The sequence below is a fragment of the Pseudoalteromonas sp. H71 genome, from assembly GCF_001468485.1.
Classification (GTDB): Bacteria; Pseudomonadota; Gammaproteobacteria; order Enterobacterales; family Alteromonadaceae; genus Pseudoalteromonas.
The window spans coordinates 129,061-147,554 of the sequence record NZ_LODI01000035.1; the positions used below are offsets into that span (position 1 = coordinate 129,061).

Sequence of the window (18,494 nt, forward strand, 5' to 3'; positions counted from 1 at the left end):
TTTTATGTATTTTTCATCTTTTGTAACCACGTTACAACACACAGGTAATGTGACTATGCGGTTACTACAGCAAAGCGACATGCCTATTATTTGCCAGTGGCTTACTCTACCTTATGCGCATTTTTGGGGTATGAGTAAACAAGCCCCCGAGCAAATATGCAGCGCCTACCAAGATATAATAAACAACCCGCATCATCATGCGTATGTTATTGAGCAAAATAATGAGCTACTTGCCCTTGTTGAGCTTTACAGCCCAATGCACGACAAACTACTCGCAGCCGCCTATGAGGTAATGCCAAACGATACGGGCATGCATATTTTACTTGCCCCAAATACACAGCCTAAACGCCATTTTAGTTTTGAAATAATGCAGTGCGTATTGCACAGTATTTTTATCCATAACGATAATGCGCGGGTAGTGGTAGAGCCCGATATTACCAATAGTAAAATTCATACCTTAAATAAGCGTTTAGGCTTCGTGCATACTAAGCAAATAACCCTTGGTGATAAAAACGCATACCTTGGGTTTTGTAATAAAGCCGCGTTTGAAACGCATGTAAATTTACATCACAAAACCCAAGCGCATATAAATTCTGACTATGTAAAGTTTGATCACTGGCAGTGGGCAAACAGGCACTTACAAAGTAAAGCCATTAGCGAACTGGTACACGAGCGCTTATTGGTTGCAGAGCAAACCCCACACGGTTTTAAAGTAAATATTGAAGGGGGTTACTTTATATTTAATGGCCGCGCTATGGCGCTTAACCATATAGATATAGACGAACCAAGTTTATGCTTTTATAACCTTAATAATGAGCAAGTAGAGCTTGATGTACTGCACTTTTTTAGTGTGCAAGGCCCTGCGCTGGGTTTAACTGGCGAGCGTTTAGCCACCTACCTTGAAGAGCTTAATGCCACACTTGCCAGTGCTTGTTATAAACGCGAAAACAACACGCTTAGCGCAGCCGAACTTGCGAAATTAGGGCTGCAACAAATAGAGGCTGCAATGAGCGAAGGCCACCCTGCGTTTGTGGCTAATAATGGTCGAATTGGCTTTAGCAAAGCCGACTTTTTACGCTATGCGCCAGAAGTGGGGAAACCGTTTAAAGTACTGTGGTTAGCGGCGCACAAAACAGTATGTGATTTTGCTTATAGTGAATACTTTAGTGACTACCCAAGCCATATTAGTGGCGAGCTTGATTTAACCACCCGTGATGCGTTTAACAAAGCGCTAAAAGCGCAAAACCTAAACCCTGACGACTACCTATTTATGCCGGCCCATCCGTGGCAATACCAACATAAATTAAGTGTGGTGTTTACCAACGAGTTTGCCAATAACCGTTTAGTGTATTTAGGTGAAGGCGACGATTTATATCAAGCGCAGCAATCTATTCGTACGTTATATAACTGCTCACACCCGCATAAGCCGTATTTAAAAGTGGCGCTGTCTATTTTAAATATGGGCTTTATGCGCGGGCTTTCGCGCGCTTATATGGCGGTTACTCCGGCCATAAATGATTGGGTGTTTAATAAAGTAAACCACGACCCAACACTTAGCGCGTGTAGCTTTACAGCACTTAGAGAGTACGCCACTTTAGGGTATGCGCATCACACCTTTGAGCAAAGTGAACTCGGTGATACGCCGTATCGTAAAATGTTTGCGTGTTTATGGCGCGAAAACCCAAACCATAATTTACAAAATAATGAACAGCTAACCACCATGGCCGCATTGCTGCACCTAGATAACAAGGGTAAAAGTATGGCAGGTGCATTAATAGATCAAAGCGGTTTAAGCACACATGCTTGGCTGCAAAGCTATTTTAGCGCCTACCTTATTCCCTTAGTGCATTGTTTTTATGCCCATAAATTAGTGTTTATGCCCCACGGCGAAAACCTCATTTTAAAGCTTAAAAATTCAGTCCCTGTGGGCGCCTACATGAAAGACATAGGCGAAGAAGTCGCGCTGCTTAATAGCACTGAGTCTTTACCTGAGGAAGTTTCGCGTATTCATATTGCTATGCCAAAAGAGCTTGAGTTACTGAGCATATTTACCGATGTATTTGACTGCTTTTTTAGATACCTAGTGGCTATTTTAGTAAGAGAAGAGCGCATTACCGAGCACGACTTTTGGCACGGCGTTGCGCAAAGTGTAAACGCGTATCAACAAGCCAACCCTGCCTTAAATGCGCGTTTTAAAGAGTATGACTTTTTTAGTGATGAATTTGCACACTCTTGCTTAAACCGCTTACAGCTAGGCAATAATAAGCAAATGGTTGATTTAACCGACCCCGCAGGCAGCTTACAGTTTGCCGGGAATTTAGATAACCCGGTATCGGCAAAGCTGTATGGCTAAGCCTCACACCCTTTCACACTTTCTATTTTGCCCAAATGAGCCGGTTGATGCGGCTCATCCAAGCTTAGATTTAGTGCTCAAATTAGCGGTTCATTGCAAGGCGCATTACCCCCATCCGCCTACGCAATTTATTAGCCGGCATTTATATTTGCAGCTTTGTTGGCAAGCTATTTATGCCTATTGTTATTGGCATACGTGCAAACACAACGCGCATGATCCAATGCAGTTACAGTTAAAAATAAGCGGCGCGTATAGCCGAGGGTTTACCCTTACAGGCGTGCCTTTATTAAGTAAAGCTGAGCAAAATAATGCACTTGTTGAATTTGTAAGCTGTGTAGGAAAGTGGATAAATACCAAGTATGCGCTGGGTACAAAAGAGCAAGGCCGGTTGTTAATCGACACGCTTAACAGCGCATTTGAGCGCGCTCATAGCTTAAATTTAGCAAGTGCTGAGCACATTACACATTGCCATCAACAGCTACACAATTTAATCAGTAATCACTTTAATTTACACACCCCATTTAAATTAACACCTAAGCGCTTAACGTGCTGTCGTTATTATTTAGCAGGTTATAACAAATGCCAAACCTGCCCAAAAAAGGATATTAAAACCAATGAACACACGTCTTAAAACGATTGACCTTGCCCGAGGTGCGAGCGTTTTTATTATGATTTTAGTCCACACTTTATGGATGTACTCGAGCACAACGCTTCAAAGTGAGAGCCTATTTGGCGCTGTTATTCATATACTTGGCAAAGGCACAGCCTCGTTTTTGGTGGCAATGGGGCTATCTATGGCCCTTTCGCGCAGGCAAACACCCCTGCTGTTAATTAAGCGCGGCATACAGCTTTTACTACTTGCTTATTTAATGAATGCAGCAAAGTTTTGGCTACCTATTGAGGTATTTAATACCATGCCCGAGGCGTTTATAAATGCGTATGGCTGGCAAAGCCCATTGAGTGCTGGGCAGTTACAATTTATGGTGCTAACGGGTGATATTTTACAACTTGCTGGGGTTAGCTTATTGCTGTCTGGTGCGCTTAATATTGCCCGCTGGAAAACCGCATGGATTGCTTTTTTAGCCGTTGCTATTGCACTTGTAAGCCAGTTTGTAAGGGGCCAGCAGTTTGCGCTTTCGCCTTATATTAGCGATTTGTTTTTTGCTAATAACTACCAAGTATATTTTCCGGTATTTCCGTGGATAAGCGCTATATTAACCGGCTACGTGCTTGGGCGTTTATACATAAATAGCAAGCATAATGCTGCGTACTTATATAGTGTATGTGCAAAGTTAGGTGCTGCATTATTAATTGTTGGTACAGCGTGGCTTATTGCTGATTTTAAGGGACAGTTTGGCAATTTTTTCCATTTAAATGGCGGCGGTATTATTTATTTAATCGGTTTAAATTTATTTGGTTTAGCTGTAATAGAATATGTATTTGCTAATAAATTCAACGGCCCTATTACACGGGCTCTTTTGTATGCGAGCAAGCATGTAACGGCCCTTTACATTATTCAATGGGTGCTAATTTGCTGGCTTATGGGCGTGTTTGGTTATCACACTCAGTCACTATGGCCAACACTGTGCTTAATGGCCCTTATGGGTTTACTAACCTTTGCAGTGCACAAAGTGTATTTGCAAACTAAGCAAAACATACTCGCAATTAAGCAAAAGCCTAAGCGCACAGCTTAAGTTGTAAAGGGGCTTTACGGGCGCAGTTACACGCGCCCTAGCCTGCCTTTATTGCTTCAATTACTGTATTCATGCGCTTTGCCATTGGCCTATTTCGGTGATGGCACACATAAATATTTTCGCTAATCGGATTAGCTAAGTGGTGCGTTTTAATTAGCGCAGGTTTATTAAATGCGCTAACGGCATGCGCAGGTAAAACCGTAAAACCTAGCCCTAAACTTACCGGCTCCAGTATTAAACTTATCTGGTTAGAAAACCCCGTGCGTTTAATTTGATCAACATGTTCAAACTCACTGTAGTTTTCGCTTAGTAGGAGCTGTGCGTGGTGTTTTGCATCGGGGTGGCCAATAAAGCCAAGCTCACATAAGACCTCCCAAGTTGGGTTTTTAATATGTGCGGGGGTGACAAGTAATAAGGCTTCTTTACCAATTTTGTGGCTGGTAACTTCGCTAAGCGTCGGAGCTTGAGTTAAAAAGCCTATGTCGGCACTGTGGTTTGCCACAGCTTGCTCTACACTTGTATTGGGTGCAAAGCGATAATCAATATTAAGCTCGGTATGCTTTGCCTGCAGCGCTAATAATTGGCTATAAAATTGTAGCCCACAACTACCAGGCGATTGTATTTTTACCAAGCCGCTGTAAGGCGAATCATCTTTTAATTGTTGTTCTAAAAATTGCCATTCCTTTAATAACAAGCTGCCTTGTTGATACAAGTTTTGCCCATGTACGGTAAGGGTAAATTGTTTGCCGTGGCGCTCTAATAGCGCGCAGTTTACTTGCTGCTCTAGCTTTTTAATGTGCTGACTTACGCCCGATTGGGTCATAAAAAGACGCTCGGCGGTTTGGGTAAAATGATTTACCTCAACCAAAGTACAAAACGTGTTTAACCATGTTGGATTTATCATTACAAAACGTACTCAAAATGATGATTAATGATAATTTTACTTAATATTGTTCAATTCGTAAACTAACTCCATCAACTAGTCACAAGATAAGTCACAAGTTAAAGAGGAAGTATTATGAGTCATACATATCCACGTAGTTTTTCGCACATTGGTATTTCGGTTCCCGACGTTGAAAAAGCAGTCGAGTTTTACACTAAGGTTATGGGTTGGTACACAATAATGAAACCGACTTTAATTACCGAAGACAAAAGCCCAATTGGCGAAATGTGTACAGAAGTATTTGGCGAAAAGTGGGAAAAATTCAAAATAGCGCACCTATCTACAGGGGATCGTATTGGTGTCGAAATTTTCGAATTTAAAAACCAAGAAAACCCAAAAGACAATTTTGAATACTGGAAAACAGGCATCTTTCATTTTTGTGTTCAAGACCCTGATGTAGAAGGTTTAGCCGAGCGTATTGTAGAAGCTGGCGGTAAAAAACGTATGCAAGCCCCTCGTTATTACTACCCGGGTGAAAAGCCGTACCGCATGATCTACATGGAAGACCCGTTTGGTAACATCCTTGAGATTTACAGCCACAGCTACGAGCTTATTTACAGCGCAGGCGCTTACTAAACTTAGCTAGTTTAAAAAGTTTAGCTAAAAACAAAGGCCGCAGTATTTATTACTGCGGCCTTTTTGCTTTTAAATGGTATGTAGATTATTAATTAGGCTAATTTATGGGGGAGAAAATCAACCTCTTCATTGGTTGATTATAGGTACGTACACTGATAGCTTACTCATTTCACAAAGTTGTACAAAAGGAAAAACATGAAACTGTCATTGGAAGACATCACCGCTGATAACTACGAAGCCATATGCAATTTAGAGGTTGCTAAAACACAAGAAGAATACGTGGCGTGTAATATGTGGTCGTTGGTTGAAGCGCACTATAATAGCGGGTATACCTGTAAAGCGATTTACTTAAATGGTGTACCAGTAGGCTTTTTTATGTGGGTACAAGAAACCCCTACAAAGGTTTCTATTTGGCGCTTTATGGTTGATCAAACTTTTCAAAATAAAGGCATTGGACGCAAAGCACTGTATATGGCAATTGAAGAGATTAAAACGATTTCTAAGCTTGAACAAATCGAGATTTGTTATAACCCGCAAAACCCAATAGCTAAAGACTTTTATTCAAGCTTTGGATTTGATGAAGTTGGCCTCGATGAGGACGAAGACGATATGTTAGCGATTATTAAGCTATAATTTTAATTATTAAAAAGGGATTTTTATGAAGCATCTTATTACTGGTTTAGTTGTACTTTGCCTTGTTAGCAATACATTGCACACGTTTCATATAGCCATTCTTAGTTAAAACCTGAGAGCCCGATGGGTAACTATTAATAAGAAGAGCGCCACTTTCCAGATGCCATGTTGATACGGGCATACCGACTAAGCTATATAACTTTTCAATTTCAAAATCTGAGTTTATGAAATGAATATCACCATAATTCCACGATAAATGAGCTAAGCCTGATGTGACAACTAAACCGAAAGGCATTTCAAAAATGTCTTCTACATTCATACGTTTGATGAGTGTGATCTTATCGTTTTCATCGATTAAAAGTAACTCACCTCCGAACTCACCATTATTACTACCTGTGATGCTCTTTTTCCCCAAGTGTATAACTACATGTGGTTGTATTATTTGGTGCTCAATAGCTGTTTGTTCATCGGAGTAAGGTGAGCTTCTAGGAAAAGACTTTTTGTACTTACCTGTCGCTCTATCCAAAAGTTCAAGCTTCCATATTCTTGGCTTTGAATCATTTTGTGTAGATTCCAGAAACTCTTTTACGCCAACCTCTGTAACCTCACTTTTAACAGTACCTTTTAATACTGTTTTATTAAGATATTTAGTAGGTTCATAAGAGTCACAATTTATCTTTTCGAATACATTAGCAAATGAATTGAAAGATAATATGAGTGCAATAATGGTAAGGTATTTCAAGAGACATCCTTGTTATTGCTAACAGTTTTATTAGAAGACACTTTCCCTATTTTAGCGCGAAGACATCCTAATGTTGTGAGCTCATATTAATAACAAATACTATAAGTTATTACCATATATATTATGCTCTCAGTAGCTTATATAAACATGTAAAAAAGAGGAAAGTTTCCTCTTATTATTACTAAACAAATAATGACTCAACTGAATAACTGCTTCTCACTCTAGGCGGACGTCACTCTAACTCATTTTTGGAGAAAAACTCGTTAGAGACGAAGGGCAGCTCTGTGCCATAAGCAGACATCGAAGGTTTTTAATGTCTGAAGTCAAGATTTGACCCCATTCACTCATTCTAATGTGTAAATAGCTTTGCCGTTAAATGTAGGGCGGTAAAGTGAATTAATAATTTGGGGGGGTATTAACTTAAGCTGTTAGGTATTTACCAGTGTGGCCTGATAAGCGAAGCGCCATCCGACACAGTAAAATGCCTTGCTAATTATTACAGTATTTTATGTTGTCGAGTGGCTGGAAAGTGCCAATTTCGGACACTTATAACCTTGGTCACTTGATAGCCGAATTTAAAACGGCAATCTTCTTAATGGAACATCCCTATGAACGAAATACCTAAGCTCTTCGGCACTTAACCTATTAATGTACTGGTAATTTGCTTTAGGATCATACTGGTCAATGAGATCTGTTGAGTAAAACTCAACATCATTGTTAGCCAGCGTTGAAAACCCCTCAGCATCAATTAGGTAATTGCTATCATCTACAGAGGGCAGCCAACCCTTTCTTAGGGCTTCATATGCCAAAATCCAATTTTCAGTTTTTAATTCATTTTTATTCATTAAACTTTCCCATAGAGGGAAGTTATAGGTTGCTGAAATTAAGCCTCTACTTCTTGCATCTAAAGTTAACAATGCAATAAATGGATTCTCGACTTTTTTTAGCTCTAACAATGCTTCTTTATCAAAGCTTTGTGACAGTAAAATCATTCCAAATATTGACCAGCACACTTCACTTGTATGTCCCTGCCTACAATTTTCAATAATAATAAATTGTAGGGTTCTCTTAACCTCGGCTAGGTCAACATTTACACCAGCTGATTTATAAAACGCAATAAAATCAATAATGATAGGTAGTGTAGAAGGCTCTGCCGTAGCCCACTGCAATAATATTCGTTGGAATAAAGGGTAATTACTAGCTCTAACAATATGTGATGAAGTACGGATTACAGCATACTTCAAAATTGGTTCACTAGGCTCTTTTTCCAAAAAATTCATAGTTAAATCAAAAAATGATAATAATGACCTTTTTTGAACTGCATCCGTAGACATATTAATTTTATATTTTTGCAGCTCATGAAGCCATTGTGGGTCTATTTCTTCTGGAAGTTTTGTGATTTCGGTTTTAGACGAGTTTAACTCTAGCTCGTATGATGAAAGAACTTCTTGTAGCACAGAAAGAATTTCTTCTGCTTCTTGTAGTGTTTTACATCCAAACTCAAAGTCATCAATATACCTATGGTAATTATTACCAATTTTACTAACTAACTTATCATCAATTTCAGACATTATTAATTCAGCAATGGCGTATGATGTATCACTTCCCCTTAGTCTGCTGATCCTGTCCATTTCGGACAACCAAATCTATTTTATTACCTAAGTTATTTTGAAAATAGCGGTTCTGCTTAGCTACTGCTTTTGAATGGATTGCCCACGGAATACTATGGGTATAAATAGTAGAATAAAAATTTGCTATATCTGCTTTAAGTAAGTATTTGGAAGCTGTTCTAGTTCTGAGCTTTTCATCAGGTAGAGCACTAAATCCTTTATCCCACTTTAAAGCCCTAGAAGAATTATCAACAACTGGTTTGCTTAAAGATTGATTTGAACGAGCATAGACCAATTCGAAATCAGCCCAATTGTTAGCTAATAATTGAGATATATGAAAGTAATTTATTGGGTTTGGAATGGCCAAAGATCGTCTTAACTTACCTCTTCGGGCTAAATTATATTTCGCACAAATACTGATGTAATTAGGTCCTCTATTACCATAAGAAAATGGACGGATATTTTGATTAATCACCTTTAATAAGGCATCACCATAACTTTCGGCTGTAAATGGGACTGGTAATTCAGCTGGGAAATATCCATTTTTTAATAATTTTTCTAGCACATAAACTCCTTGGTGCATCTATTCGGTTAACAGTTTATTGAACACCGTAATGGTGGTTTATCACAAAGGTGTATATTACATACCATGATAATTTCAGCATTAATTACCTTTGTAAACAATTAATTAAAACAGCTAAAAATTAAGCATGTTTTTTGCCCCAAAACGGCCTTTAATAATGCTATTGGACAAAATTAGATTTCTACTTAAAACATAGGAATAAATTTAACTTTTTGCAGTGTCCGGTTATCGCTCATAACTCCTCATCAGCTGCCGTTATGAGCAATTCATTAAAACGCTAAGCTCAAGCCTCAGCCTCTACACATCACGCTTTAACACTTCTTAAATACTGTTCAACGCCTATATTTGCTGCATCAACCGCACCAGCAACGTAGCCCGGAAATTTCACCGACCATTCACTGCCAATCCCTACTAAGCTTTGATGCCACGGGCCATTTTGCGCGGTTATGTTAGGAGCAGGCGCATGCGTATTTGCTGCGTGTGTATCTAAATGTGTTGCAGTGAGAGGGTCTTGTGCCCAATCTTTAATGATGTCGGCTTTTGGTGTGGCGGCTTGTGCGCCAAAAAGCCTAACCAATTGGTTTTGAAATGTTTGATTAAATCTTCATTACTAATGCGTCCTCGATCATCGGCGGGTATGCCAATAAAGAAAAATAATGCAGCTTGGCCTTCTGGGTTTGATGCGTCGTTTATTTCTGCCATTAGCCCAACGCTTCTACGGGCACCGCCCGGTAGCGCTTCAACACGCCCTAAAGGTGTGTTGTTTACGGCAATGTTTAAGGGCGGGTGCCATTATAATTTTTATAAGTAAAGTTGTTATTATTCAATTGAATAGCAATGTAAAAATAAATTGTTAGTAGAATTTTTGTAAGCGATTACTTAACCTGTAACCTCATAAATAGTAGTAATTAGCCATAATTTTAGGAGCCTACGTGTTAGAAGCGTTATTTGTATATGGTACTTTGTGCCCTGGTCACCCAAACGAGCATATTCTTGCCAATATTGGCGGTACTTTTGATGAAGGCAGTGTAGTAGGTAATTTAATTAACGAAGGCTGGGGTGCCAAAATGGGCTTTCCTGCACTGGTATTAGATGACTCAGGCCAAGAGATAAAAGGCTATGTGTTTAGCTCTACTAATTTAAAAAATCATTGGGCAGAGCTCGATGAGTTTGAAGGCGAGGCTTACTCTCGTATATTAACGCAAGTTAAGTTACACAATGGTGAGTATGTTCAGGCAAACTTGTACTCATTAAATGCTAAGCAGCACTTTATAAGCCAGCGCTTTTAAGCTAAAGCGCTGGCTATTTATAAATTAATTAACCGTAAAATCTTTTGTTTCTAAATAGCTTGGCACACTTTTAAAGCATGCCTCTAGCTTGCTTCTGAGAACAGTATCTATTGAAGTATTTAATGCAGCATCACACTTTAATTCCCCGTTATATTCACCTCTACTAAGCGGCACTAAGCTTAGTGAGTCATAGCTTGGTTTACTTTGTATTTTATGAATTACCACGCCTTGCTGCTCTGTTAGCTTTATTAACTCAAACGCATTTTTGTGGGCTTTATTGGTCGTTACTTTTTCGACGTATAGCGGGTTTTTAAAAGTTAGCTTAGTCGTAAAAAGTGCTTTGCCACTGCGTTCAAAATGGCCGTTAAATACAGTTACATTTAAGGTGGGTGTCTGTTTATTTATTAATAAGTTTAGGTCAAATTTGGTTGGTAAAATAGTGATCTGACGTTGCTCGTTTGTCGCTTTTTTTAAAACATGTTTGATTGTATTAAAGTGGGTGTCACTTGTAGTGACTTCGTACACTATTTGGTAGTTGTGTGGAGGGGCGTATAACGGCATGTGGCTAGCCAGTACTTTATCGCCCGCTAATATAAGCGCCATACCATGAAATCCCACGTAGCTGTGGGCTTTATGTGTGTTGTGTGAATTATGTTGAGGTTTGTTTGCAAGCGCTGCGCTCGACAATAAAATAAAAAGTAGCAGTATGTGTTTCATGTTAATGCTCAAAAATAAATATAGCGTTACTATAAGCTGGTTTTTATGTATAAATAATCGATAATAAGTTATTAGTTGTTTCCTTTTAATCAACATGGTTTGGCGCTATGCATTTAGATGACATTGAAAAAGTAATTCATATGGCGAGTTCGCAAAACCTGCATACAACCGCTAAACATTTTAATATTACCCCAGGTGCGCTGTCTAAAACGCTTAAAAAGGTTGAGGCAAACTTAGCCACGGAGCTGTTTAATCGTGTGGGTAAAACCTTAGTACTTAATGATAAAGGTAAAGAGTTTGTTAAGCACAGTAGTGATTTAGTTCATAATTACCAGCAGCTTACTAGCCGTTTTAAAAGTGACAATCATAAATTTAATGCGGTTATTGCAGGCCCTGCCATTTTACTTAAAAGTGGCCTTAAAAAGCTGCTTACACCTCTTAGCAGCCTGCTCTGCTCGGTGCGTATTAATAATGTGTTTGAAGGTGAAGCCATAAGCCAAGTTGCGTCTGGCTCGGCGCATATTGCGCTAGTAACTCGCGAGGCACTAAATAATAGCTCATACGCTAATTTAGTGGCGGTTGATGTATTTAATACTGGGTTTAGTGTGGCAGCGCATGCTTCGCATCAGCTAGTACAACAAGGTGCATTAACGCTTAATAAAAACCAATTACTGCACGCGGCTTTTGCATGCCCTTTGTTTTCGCCGTTATGCGGCTTAGAGCAAGGTATAGGCTCCGACGGCTGGCAAGATCACATAGCCCCGCGCAATATTGTATTTAGATGTAGCGACTACAGTGCATTAATAGAGGTGGTGCAAAGTGGCTTGGCGTTGGCGTATTTACCTAACTTTGTGATTGACGATTTAGGGCTTACAAAATTAACTGTAAAGGGGGTTAACAGTCACTACAGTGAAAGCATTGTAATGATATACAAACCATCAAAGGCCGATGGTTGGCTTAATAAACTTATGCACTCTTTATAAAATGAGGCCTAATAAATAAAGCGCTTTAGCCACTACACTAAAGCGCTTTAGGATGAAAACTACATTACAAAATAAGTAAGGTGGTTAAAAATAGTAATTCGTAATAATACTTAATCACTTTGCGGGCTAAAGGTGGCGCTACTTGCGTTAAAAACTTTCATTTACGACTACATGGATGCAGAAGGTACAACAATGCAGGAGCAATTGCCGAGAACAACTAAATAGTAAATTTTTTTAGTTAGCTATCAACACATTTTTTAGCATCAAAGTAGATCAGGTAATTAAACGAAAATATACAACTACAATTAACCGACAACACAACAAAATAAATTATGTTATATTGTAACAAAAATAATAGCATAACAAATTAATAAGCAATACTCTTTTTTATTCCTGCAAACGGCTAATTATTACACTGGCGACTCTGGTGGCATCACGTTAGTATGGTGACCTACTTATAGTTACATAACGATAAAAACATGACTTTAAAAACAAACGCTTTGATTTACTTTTTAGCCTTTTGCAGTGGCTTTTGCATTATGGGGATTGAGCTTTTAGGAGGGCGTATTTTAGCGCCTTACTTTGGCAGTAGTGTACATATTTGGGGCAGTATTATTACTGTATTTATGCTTAGTTTGTCGTTTGGCTACTTGCTTGGCGGTAAGCTGAGTACAAAAAATGCGTCGCTAACAAAATACGGATTAATATTTTTAGTGGCGAGTATTATGGTTGTGCCTATTACATTGTTTGCTGAGCCTATAATGGAATTTATTTTTACTCATATTGAAGACAGCCGTTATGGCTCGTTACTCGCCTCTACGGCTTTATTTTTTATTCCAACCATTATTTTAGGCATGATTTCGCCTTATTCAGTAAGGTTATTGGTTACCGACAGCGAAAAAAGCGGCCAGGTTGCGGGTATTTTATATTTTGTAAGCACGCTGGGGAGTGCCCTTGGTACTATTATTACTTCGTTTTACTTTGTACTCGCGTTTGATGTTAACACCATTATTAGCGCCTTTGCTTTAACGCTTGGCTCACTTGGCGTACTTGCTATTGGTGTTAATAGCTTTGCTGGTAATAAGGAGTTGGCTCATGCTTAAATATTTATTGTTAGCTGCGAGCGTCTTTTCGGGTGCAGCAATGAGCGAGGTCATTCATGAAGAACGCTCTTTGTATCGAAATATAATTGTTGATGAAACTCGCGACTTACGTTGCCTAAAATTTAACACTAAAAGTAGCCAAACAAGTCAAAGTTGCATGTACAAAAACGACCCCGACAAGCTCGTATTTAACTACACCAAGCTTACTTTTGCGAGCTTGTTAGTAACCGAAAACCCTAAAAACGTGCTGGTTATAGGCTTAGGTGGCGGCACGCTTTCTAATGTTATTCATGAGCTTTACCCTGGCGCTAAAATTCATAATGTTGAAATAGATTCGGCAGTATTAAAAGTAGCCCGCGATTACTTTAATTTTATAGAAACCGATAACGTTACATCAAGCGTGCAAGACGGCCGTATATTTATAAAACGCGCGGCTATTAAAAAGCAAAAATATGATTGGATCATTCTTGATGCATTCAATGGCGATTACATTCCTGAGCATTTGCTTACCAAAGAGTTTTTTGAAGAAGTACAAAGCGTACTGGCTGATGGGGGCGTGATTGCTGCTAATACGTTTTCGAGCAGCAAGTTATACGAGCATGAGTCGGCAACGTACCACAGCGTATTTGGCGATTTTATTAATGTAAGCCGCGCTAATCGAAGCAACCGTATTATTTTAGCGGGCATTAAAACTATGCCAACACAGGCGCAACTTAACGAACGTGCTAAAGCGCTTGAGTCAAAGCTTAAAAAATATGATATAGATATAAACGCCATAAGCAATTACATGCAGTACACAAAAAACAGTCAAGATTGGCCTAAAAATACCAAAATACTGACCGATCAATACTCCCCTGCTAACCTACTTAACTTTTAATATGCAATGTGCCTAACCATTGTGTTGTTAGGCGCAGCCATTTAGGTTTGTTGTTAAAATTTAATATTACCGCGCAGTGCTTTAGTTTGGCCGTGTTTGGTTTTTTTATCCATGCGTTTACGCTGCGAGTTACGGCTTGGCTTGGTTGCGCGGCGGGCTTTGTTAACCTTTGTTGCGCTTAATATGAGATCTTTTAAACGTTTTAACGCGTCTTCGCGGTTGAGCTCTTGAGTACGGTGGCTTTGTGCTTTAATGATGAGAACCCCCTCTTTGGTGATCCTCGAATCGTTTAAAGCAAGTAAACGTTCTTTGTAAAAGTCAGGTAATTTAGAGCGATTAATATCAAAACGTAAATGAATGGCGCTGGCTACTTTGTTAACGTTTTGGCCACCGGCACCCTGAGAACGAATAGCGGTGAGCTCTAATTCCCACTCATCAATAGTGACTGTATTTGAAATTGTTAACATTGCGTTCAGTTTCCGTTGTTAAAAATGCATTGTACCATTTGTACATTGACTTAGGGTGAATAAGACTAATGGGCAGTAATGTTAAGTTGAGTAAACAATGACGCCAATAGACAAGTTTAGATTGGCATATGCAATTATTTAGTTTTTAATTGCGCAGCCCTTATACGGGCCTAATATAATAATCGATTTTCGATAATAGGAAGTACCTGCATGAAAAAATTACTTGTATCACTGAGCTTGTTAGCGATGAGCTTTTCTGGTTTTGCTAAAGATATCACCGAGGGTGACTTACAAAGCTACATGAAAGCTCTACCTGCTGTTACAAGCTGGGCGAGCTCGCAAGATGCGTTAAAAAACGTTGACTTAGGTAGCATGCTAGGCGCAACCGCAGATCAAACTACAGCAGAACAAGGTGCGCTTGCAAATACAGCCCTTAACATGATTAAAGAGCAATCATTGTATAAAAGTTTTGCGAGTGTCACTACTCGCTACGGCTTTACGCCTGAGCAGTTAATTACTGTTGGTTCAGAAGTGTCTATGGCGTACATAGAAAATCTTAAATCGGGTTTGTCTGATGAAAATAAAGCAACAGCAAATTCACTAATGGGTGGCTTTCAAAGCATGAAGAGCGCTAAAGATAAAGGCGCTACATCGTTAATGGGGTCGTTAGGTAATGCGTCAAGCGCTGCTGATACAAACGAACCTCTTGTTAGCGAGAGCAACTTGGCATTAGTAAGTGAATACATGCCACAGCTTAAAAAATTGTTTGCACTTTTATAAGTTAACCAGCGTTCTCGTTAAGTTAATAAACACTTTAAGGTGGCATTTGCCACCTTTTTTAATGCCTAAAATAAGTGCATAAAGCTTATTTAGTTCTACAATTTAGGTATGTTTTATTTGGGTTTGACTTTATGAAAACGTGGTACGTAGTGGTAAGTATATTGTTATTTTGCAGTGCCTACTTTTCGGTGTTTGCGCTTGCTAAATCAAGCAAAACATTTAGCGCAGGCGTTATAGCTCAAGAGCAGCACTTCCCTATAAAAGAATTAAAGCTGGGTAACTATGCGCGTTGCACAGTTATTTCAGCTCAAAAAGAAGATGCTTTTTATTCTGCTTGTTATTTAAAGCGTGAACAAAAATCAAATTGGATTGCAGAGTCAGCGGGCGCGCGCTGTGAAATAAAATGCGAATCTTATGCCGATAGTAATGGAAATATTAGCGAGCATTACTTTACTACCTTAAAGTAACAATACTTTCCCACGATTTTTTTATTGGTGTGGCAAGTTCTTTTATTTGCTTACTGATGTTTGTATCGCATGCATCTTGTTGTTGCGGTTTATGTGGGCCAGAAAGCATTAACAAGTGTTTTTTACCTTTTATATTTTTATCAAGAACAAACAAGGATGGGTTTGCGTTTAGCACATTAGTTTTTAGTGACTTTTTTGAGGTATAAGCTGCATATTGGCAAAAATATAGCGTGGCTTTGTTAGCTTTTTCAGTTTCCCATAAGCCCATTAGCTGCCAATCTAAAGAGGCATAGCGCCTCGCATCAACCATAAAACTTCCATAAAGAGCTGGGGTTGAATAAACCGCATTAATGGTTGTTTGCGCCTTTTTAGCATTTGAATAGGGGCCAGCTACTAAGTAGTAGTTATCTCGATTTTGATGTTTGTATAACCTCAATGGGTATTTATCCCAATCTACTTTATTAGCAACAATAAGGGCTGATTCAAACTGCTTAAACACGCCTAATTGAACAAAATACGCAGTGTTATTTGTGTTTATTACTGGCGCTTTAGGTGTGCTGGCAAGCATCGAAGAGCTTTGAGTGTGCAGTACAATGTCTTGTAATATTATGGTGTCACCGGTTTTAGAGGTAATGATATGCTCTGGTAAGTTTTTAACACTCAGTTGAGGGGTGTCAGTGTTTGTGTTTTGAACTGAAAGAGTGTATTTGCCCTGCGTTATATTGGCAAAATAATAGTAACCATCGTATTCTGTTACTGTGCTGTATGTTTTATCTGAATCTATGTCGTGTAAGCTCACAGTAATACCTGCAGCAGGTTTGCTCATTCCATTAACTGAAATATAAACGGTCCCCTCCACCTCATTAAATATCACCATAGGTATGCTAATTTTAGTTTGCCCTCCTCTGTGGGCGTTTGTTTTAATTTTTCTGCGTGTTGGCTGTAAATATGGATTAGGTAAAGAGCGTAAATCCACATCTAAAATTTGTCCGCCATGGCTACTGGGTAACAAAATTTTTCCATCGCTATTTGTATATTTATCTCGCCATTTGTAGTTACCCGTAAACTTTACATCTTGGAGTGGCTCATCGCCGTCATCAAATAGTTGATTTTCGTTCCAATCAATAAACGAAGAGGCTTCTATTTGCCCTGCACTCAGCGACCTAGGAGTATCAAATACAAAATCTGTTTTTAGGTGATCAAAGCTAAATGTACCATTTAAGCCAAACGATAAAAGCCAATCGCCATGACTGTCATATTGCCCCGAAAGTTGCACGTTAAACGCGTCGTGTCGATAAGTATATTGATGACTCAGTTTGGTACTTGCTGCCAAGCTTGGGTTATATGAAATTTGTGTTTGGTTAAAAGTGTCTTGAGTTTGAGGCCAACGTAAATTACTGCTTAAGCTAACAATATCGTTCCCATTTGAGGGCATCCAGTCTAGTGTGTTTGTTAACTTCCAGGAGTCAATATCGATTGATGCGTAAAGCTGATTGGTTAGTTCGTTATTCTCATCGTTATAAAAAAGTCGGCTTGCCCAAGTGCCGCCTACAAAATTATTATTAATACCAAACGAGTACGTATTTTTAGCAGCACTGTTTTGGCGCTTTTCGTTTTGCCACCTCATAGTCCAATTTAACGAGTCAAACATACTCGTTTTACCATTTAAGCTCAGAAGTAGCTTATTTTTAAGAATAGTACTTTGTGGTAAATATAACGCGCTCGAAAAATTATTTAATAGGCTGTACTCAATATTTACGTTTATGTCGTTGTATAAATCGTTTGAAAGTAGACCCCTAAAGCCTGCAAAAAGAGCATGCCCCGCCTCAAGTTGATTAGTTGCTAATAAGCGATAGCTGCCATGTTCAGACAGTATATTAAGCCCAGAAGAGATATAACCATTGCTATTTTTATCACCATTTAAGTGGGTTAGTTGCGCGTCAAACGTGACGTTATCGTTAACCCCATAGGAAACAATACTTTTAAAGGAGTTGCTAAAGGGGGAGTTGTTAGATGCCGCTTGACCAAATACGCTTTTATCTGAATTTATTAACTCAACCTGATAACTGATTTTTCCTGGCGATAGGGCGTCTAAGCCTATGGTATATTTTTGGGTCCGTGTTATTTGCTCCCCTTGCGGACCGAAAAGTTTAATTTCAAAAATGTTGTTTCCGTAAAACGTTTCAATATCGGTAAAGGTCACCAAGTTATTATCATTTGCTTGTGTGGTTGCTATAAATTGACCGTTTCGGTACAGCTCGGCTTGCCAGCCTGGTAAGGCCGGTTCTTCAATGGTAATAGCTGAAAAGTTTTGTGTAGAGTGTGGATTGGCATTAGAAATATAAAACCCCATACCTTGGCTTGCACCTGCAATAAGTGGATCTGATTGCGATTGAATGTCACCTATTTGATAGTGTATACGCTCAAGAGAGTGATCTTGCGAAGTTAGGTTAAAGTCTTTACTCACTTTAAAAAAGGTATTGGCAGTGTTCTCGCTTTTATTAAATCGGANCTCCGCTTTATGATGAAATAAATCAAAGTAACTATTAAGCCTTATTAAGCCCTTGTAGCGGTTTTGTTTGTTGCGATAGCTAGCAGAAAGCGCGTATTCAGATACAGGGTAAGTGAGTGTTTGATACTCATCGTCAATAACGTGTTCGTACGCGGGTTTTAAAAC

General features: G+C 39.0%; 18 protein-coding genes. 11 read left to right on the forward strand and 7 right to left on the reverse strand.

Features of this window, described 5'->3' with window-relative positions:
• Positions 1 to 4 precede the first annotated feature (4 nt).
• From ATS71_RS13965 to ATS71_RS13975, 3 genes are read left to right on the forward strand one after another with little or no spacing between them, the layout of a single operon-like run.
• The gene (locus ATS71_RS13965; RefSeq protein ID WP_058405373.1) at positions 5 to 2,353 is read left to right on the forward strand and encodes a GNAT family N-acetyltransferase; all 2,349 of its coding nucleotides are present in this window, start codon (positions 5 to 7) and stop codon (positions 2,351 to 2,353) included.
• Positions 2,346 to 2,984: a hypothetical protein gene (locus ATS71_RS13970; RefSeq protein ID WP_058405374.1), complete on the forward strand. Its 639-nt coding sequence runs from the start codon at positions 2,346 to 2,348 to the stop codon at positions 2,982 to 2,984. The genes ATS71_RS13965 and ATS71_RS13970 overlap by 8 nt, the downstream gene beginning before the upstream one ends.
• Positions 2,968 to 4,047 (forward strand): heparan-alpha-glucosaminide N-acetyltransferase domain-containing protein, encoded by a 1,080-nt coding sequence (locus ATS71_RS13975; protein ID WP_058405375.1) that lies wholly within the window; start codon positions 2,968 to 2,970, stop codon positions 4,045 to 4,047. The genes ATS71_RS13970 and ATS71_RS13975 overlap by 17 nt, the downstream gene beginning before the upstream one ends.
• Positions 4,048 to 4,084: 37 nt before the next feature.
• On the opposite strand, the gene ATS71_RS13980 is transcribed toward ATS71_RS13975, so the two are convergent.
• Positions 4,085 to 4,951 carry a LysR family transcriptional regulator gene (locus tag ATS71_RS13980; RefSeq protein ID WP_058405376.1) on the reverse strand — a complete coding sequence of 289 codons (867 nt, stop codon included), beginning with the start codon at positions 4,949 to 4,951 and terminating at the stop codon, positions 4,085 to 4,087.
• Between the two features lie 114 nt (positions 4,952 to 5,065).
• On the opposite strand from ATS71_RS13980, the gene ATS71_RS13985 reads away from it, so the two are divergent.
• A complete protein-coding gene (locus tag ATS71_RS13985; protein ID WP_058405377.1) occupies positions 5,066 to 5,566 on the forward strand; it encodes a lactoylglutathione lyase family protein in 501 nt (166 codons plus the stop codon).
• Between the two features lie 195 nt (positions 5,567 to 5,761).
• Positions 5,762 to 6,199, forward strand: coding sequence for a GNAT family N-acetyltransferase (locus ATS71_RS13990; protein ID WP_058405378.1), 438 nt, complete (start codon positions 5,762 to 5,764; stop codon positions 6,197 to 6,199).
• A gap of 46 nt (positions 6,200 to 6,245) precedes the next feature.
• Here the strand turns inward: ATS71_RS13990 and ATS71_RS13995 are convergent, their stop codons facing one another.
• The 4 genes from ATS71_RS13995 to ATS71_RS14010 form a co-directional block, all read right to left on the reverse strand.
• Positions 6,246 to 6,941: a hypothetical protein gene (locus ATS71_RS13995; protein ID WP_058405379.1), complete on the reverse strand. Its 696-nt coding sequence runs from the start codon at positions 6,939 to 6,941 to the stop codon at positions 6,246 to 6,248.
• 575 nt (positions 6,942 to 7,516) lie between these two features.
• Positions 7,517 to 8,512: an RNA-directed DNA polymerase gene (locus ATS71_RS14000; RefSeq protein WP_058405380.1), complete on the reverse strand. Its 996-nt coding sequence runs from the start codon at positions 8,510 to 8,512 to the stop codon at positions 7,517 to 7,519.
• Between the two features lie 28 nt (positions 8,513 to 8,540).
• On the reverse strand, positions 8,541 to 9,116 hold the full coding sequence (locus ATS71_RS14005; protein WP_058405381.1) for an RNA-directed DNA polymerase: 576 nt from the start codon (positions 9,114 to 9,116) through the stop codon (positions 8,541 to 8,543).
• Between the two features lie 322 nt (positions 9,117 to 9,438).
• Positions 9,439 to 9,711: a hypothetical protein gene (locus tag ATS71_RS14010; RefSeq protein ID WP_058405382.1), complete on the reverse strand. Its 273-nt coding sequence runs from the start codon at positions 9,709 to 9,711 to the stop codon at positions 9,439 to 9,441.
• 355 nt (positions 9,712 to 10,066) lie between these two features.
• On the opposite strand from ATS71_RS14010, the gene ATS71_RS14020 reads away from it, so the two are divergent.
• Positions 10,067 to 10,423, forward strand: a complete 357-nt coding sequence (locus ATS71_RS14020; RefSeq protein WP_058405384.1) for a gamma-glutamylcyclotransferase family protein — start codon at positions 10,067 to 10,069, stop codon at positions 10,421 to 10,423.
• 24 nt (positions 10,424 to 10,447) lie between these two features.
• Here the strand turns inward: ATS71_RS14020 and ATS71_RS14025 are convergent, their stop codons facing one another.
• Entirely contained in the window at positions 10,448 to 11,140 is a 693-nt protein-coding gene (locus ATS71_RS14025) for a hypothetical protein (protein WP_058405385.1), read from the reverse strand.
• A gap of 107 nt (positions 11,141 to 11,247) precedes the next feature.
• Here ATS71_RS14025 and ATS71_RS14030 point away from each other — a divergent pair, with 107 nt between their 5' ends.
• The 3 genes from ATS71_RS14030 to ATS71_RS14040 all read left to right on the forward strand — a co-directional run bounded on the left by ATS71_RS14030 (position 11,248) and on the right by ATS71_RS14040 (position 14,103).
• Positions 11,248 to 12,123: a LysR family transcriptional regulator gene (locus tag ATS71_RS14030; RefSeq protein WP_058405386.1), complete on the forward strand. Its 876-nt coding sequence runs from the start codon at positions 11,248 to 11,250 to the stop codon at positions 12,121 to 12,123.
• Positions 12,124 to 12,602: 479 nt separating this feature from the next.
• Positions 12,603 to 13,226, forward strand: a complete 624-nt coding sequence (locus tag ATS71_RS14035) for a fused MFS/spermidine synthase (RefSeq protein WP_058405387.1) — start codon at positions 12,603 to 12,605, stop codon at positions 13,224 to 13,226.
• A complete protein-coding gene (locus ATS71_RS14040) occupies positions 13,219 to 14,103 on the forward strand; it encodes a spermidine synthase (RefSeq protein WP_058405388.1) in 885 nt (294 codons plus the stop codon). Before ATS71_RS14035 ends, ATS71_RS14040 begins: the two co-directional genes overlap by 8 nt.
• 53 nt (positions 14,104 to 14,156) lie before the next feature.
• Here ATS71_RS14040 and arfB read toward each other — a convergent pair whose 3' ends face one another.
• Positions 14,157 to 14,570: an alternative ribosome rescue aminoacyl-tRNA hydrolase ArfB gene (arfB, locus tag ATS71_RS14045; protein ID WP_006793276.1), complete on the reverse strand. Its 414-nt coding sequence runs from the start codon at positions 14,568 to 14,570 to the stop codon at positions 14,157 to 14,159.
• Between the two features lie 210 nt (positions 14,571 to 14,780).
• Between arfB and ATS71_RS14050 the strand changes: the two genes are divergently transcribed.
• Together ATS71_RS14050 and ATS71_RS14055 are read left to right on the forward strand one after the other, a co-directional pair.
• Positions 14,781 to 15,350 (forward strand): hypothetical protein, encoded by a 570-nt coding sequence (locus tag ATS71_RS14050; RefSeq protein WP_058405389.1) that lies wholly within the window; start codon positions 14,781 to 14,783, stop codon positions 15,348 to 15,350.
• 131 nt (positions 15,351 to 15,481) lie between these two features.
• Positions 15,482 to 15,817: a hypothetical protein gene (locus tag ATS71_RS14055; protein ID WP_058405440.1), complete on the forward strand. Its 336-nt coding sequence runs from the start codon at positions 15,482 to 15,484 to the stop codon at positions 15,815 to 15,817.
• The last annotated feature ends 2,677 nt before the right edge of the window (positions 15,818 to 18,494 follow it).

What these genes read in the sequence shown, in the direction of transcription:
- arfB (WP_006793276.1), bottom strand. Translation starts at nt 14,570, where the DNA reads ATGTTAACAATTTCAAATACAGTCACTATTGATGAGTGGGAATTAGAG.
- ATS71_RS13980 (WP_058405376.1), bottom strand. Translation starts at nt 4,951, where the DNA reads ATGATAAATCCAACATGGTTAAACACGTTTTGTACTTTGGTTGAGGTA.
- ATS71_RS14055 (WP_058405440.1), top strand. Translation starts at nt 15,482, where the DNA reads ATGAAAACGTGGTACGTAGTGGTAAGTATATTGTTATTTTGCAGTGCC.
- ATS71_RS13975 (WP_058405375.1), top strand. Translation starts at nt 2,968, where the DNA reads ATGAACACACGTCTTAAAACGATTGACCTTGCCCGAGGTGCGAGCGTT.
- ATS71_RS13965 (WP_058405373.1), top strand. Translation starts at nt 5, where the DNA reads ATGTATTTTTCATCTTTTGTAACCACGTTACAACACACAGGTAATGTG.
- ATS71_RS14040 (WP_058405388.1), top strand. Translation starts at nt 13,219, where the DNA reads ATGCTTAAATATTTATTGTTAGCTGCGAGCGTCTTTTCGGGTGCAGCA.
- ATS71_RS14050 (WP_058405389.1), top strand. Translation starts at nt 14,781, where the DNA reads ATGAAAAAATTACTTGTATCACTGAGCTTGTTAGCGATGAGCTTTTCT.
- ATS71_RS14035 (WP_058405387.1), top strand. Translation starts at nt 12,603, where the DNA reads ATGACTTTAAAAACAAACGCTTTGATTTACTTTTTAGCCTTTTGCAGT.
- ATS71_RS13985 (WP_058405377.1), top strand. Translation starts at nt 5,066, where the DNA reads ATGAGTCATACATATCCACGTAGTTTTTCGCACATTGGTATTTCGGTT.
- ATS71_RS14025 (WP_058405385.1), bottom strand. Translation starts at nt 11,140, where the DNA reads ATGAAACACATACTGCTACTTTTTATTTTATTGTCGAGCGCAGCGCTT.
- ATS71_RS14000 (WP_058405380.1), bottom strand. Translation starts at nt 8,512, where the DNA reads ATGTCTGAAATTGATGATAAGTTAGTTAGTAAAATTGGTAATAATTAC.
- ATS71_RS14030 (WP_058405386.1), top strand. Translation starts at nt 11,248, where the DNA reads ATGCATTTAGATGACATTGAAAAAGTAATTCATATGGCGAGTTCGCAA.
- ATS71_RS13970 (WP_058405374.1), top strand. Translation starts at nt 2,346, where the DNA reads ATGGCTAAGCCTCACACCCTTTCACACTTTCTATTTTGCCCAAATGAG.
- ATS71_RS13990 (WP_058405378.1), top strand. Translation starts at nt 5,762, where the DNA reads ATGAAACTGTCATTGGAAGACATCACCGCTGATAACTACGAAGCCATA.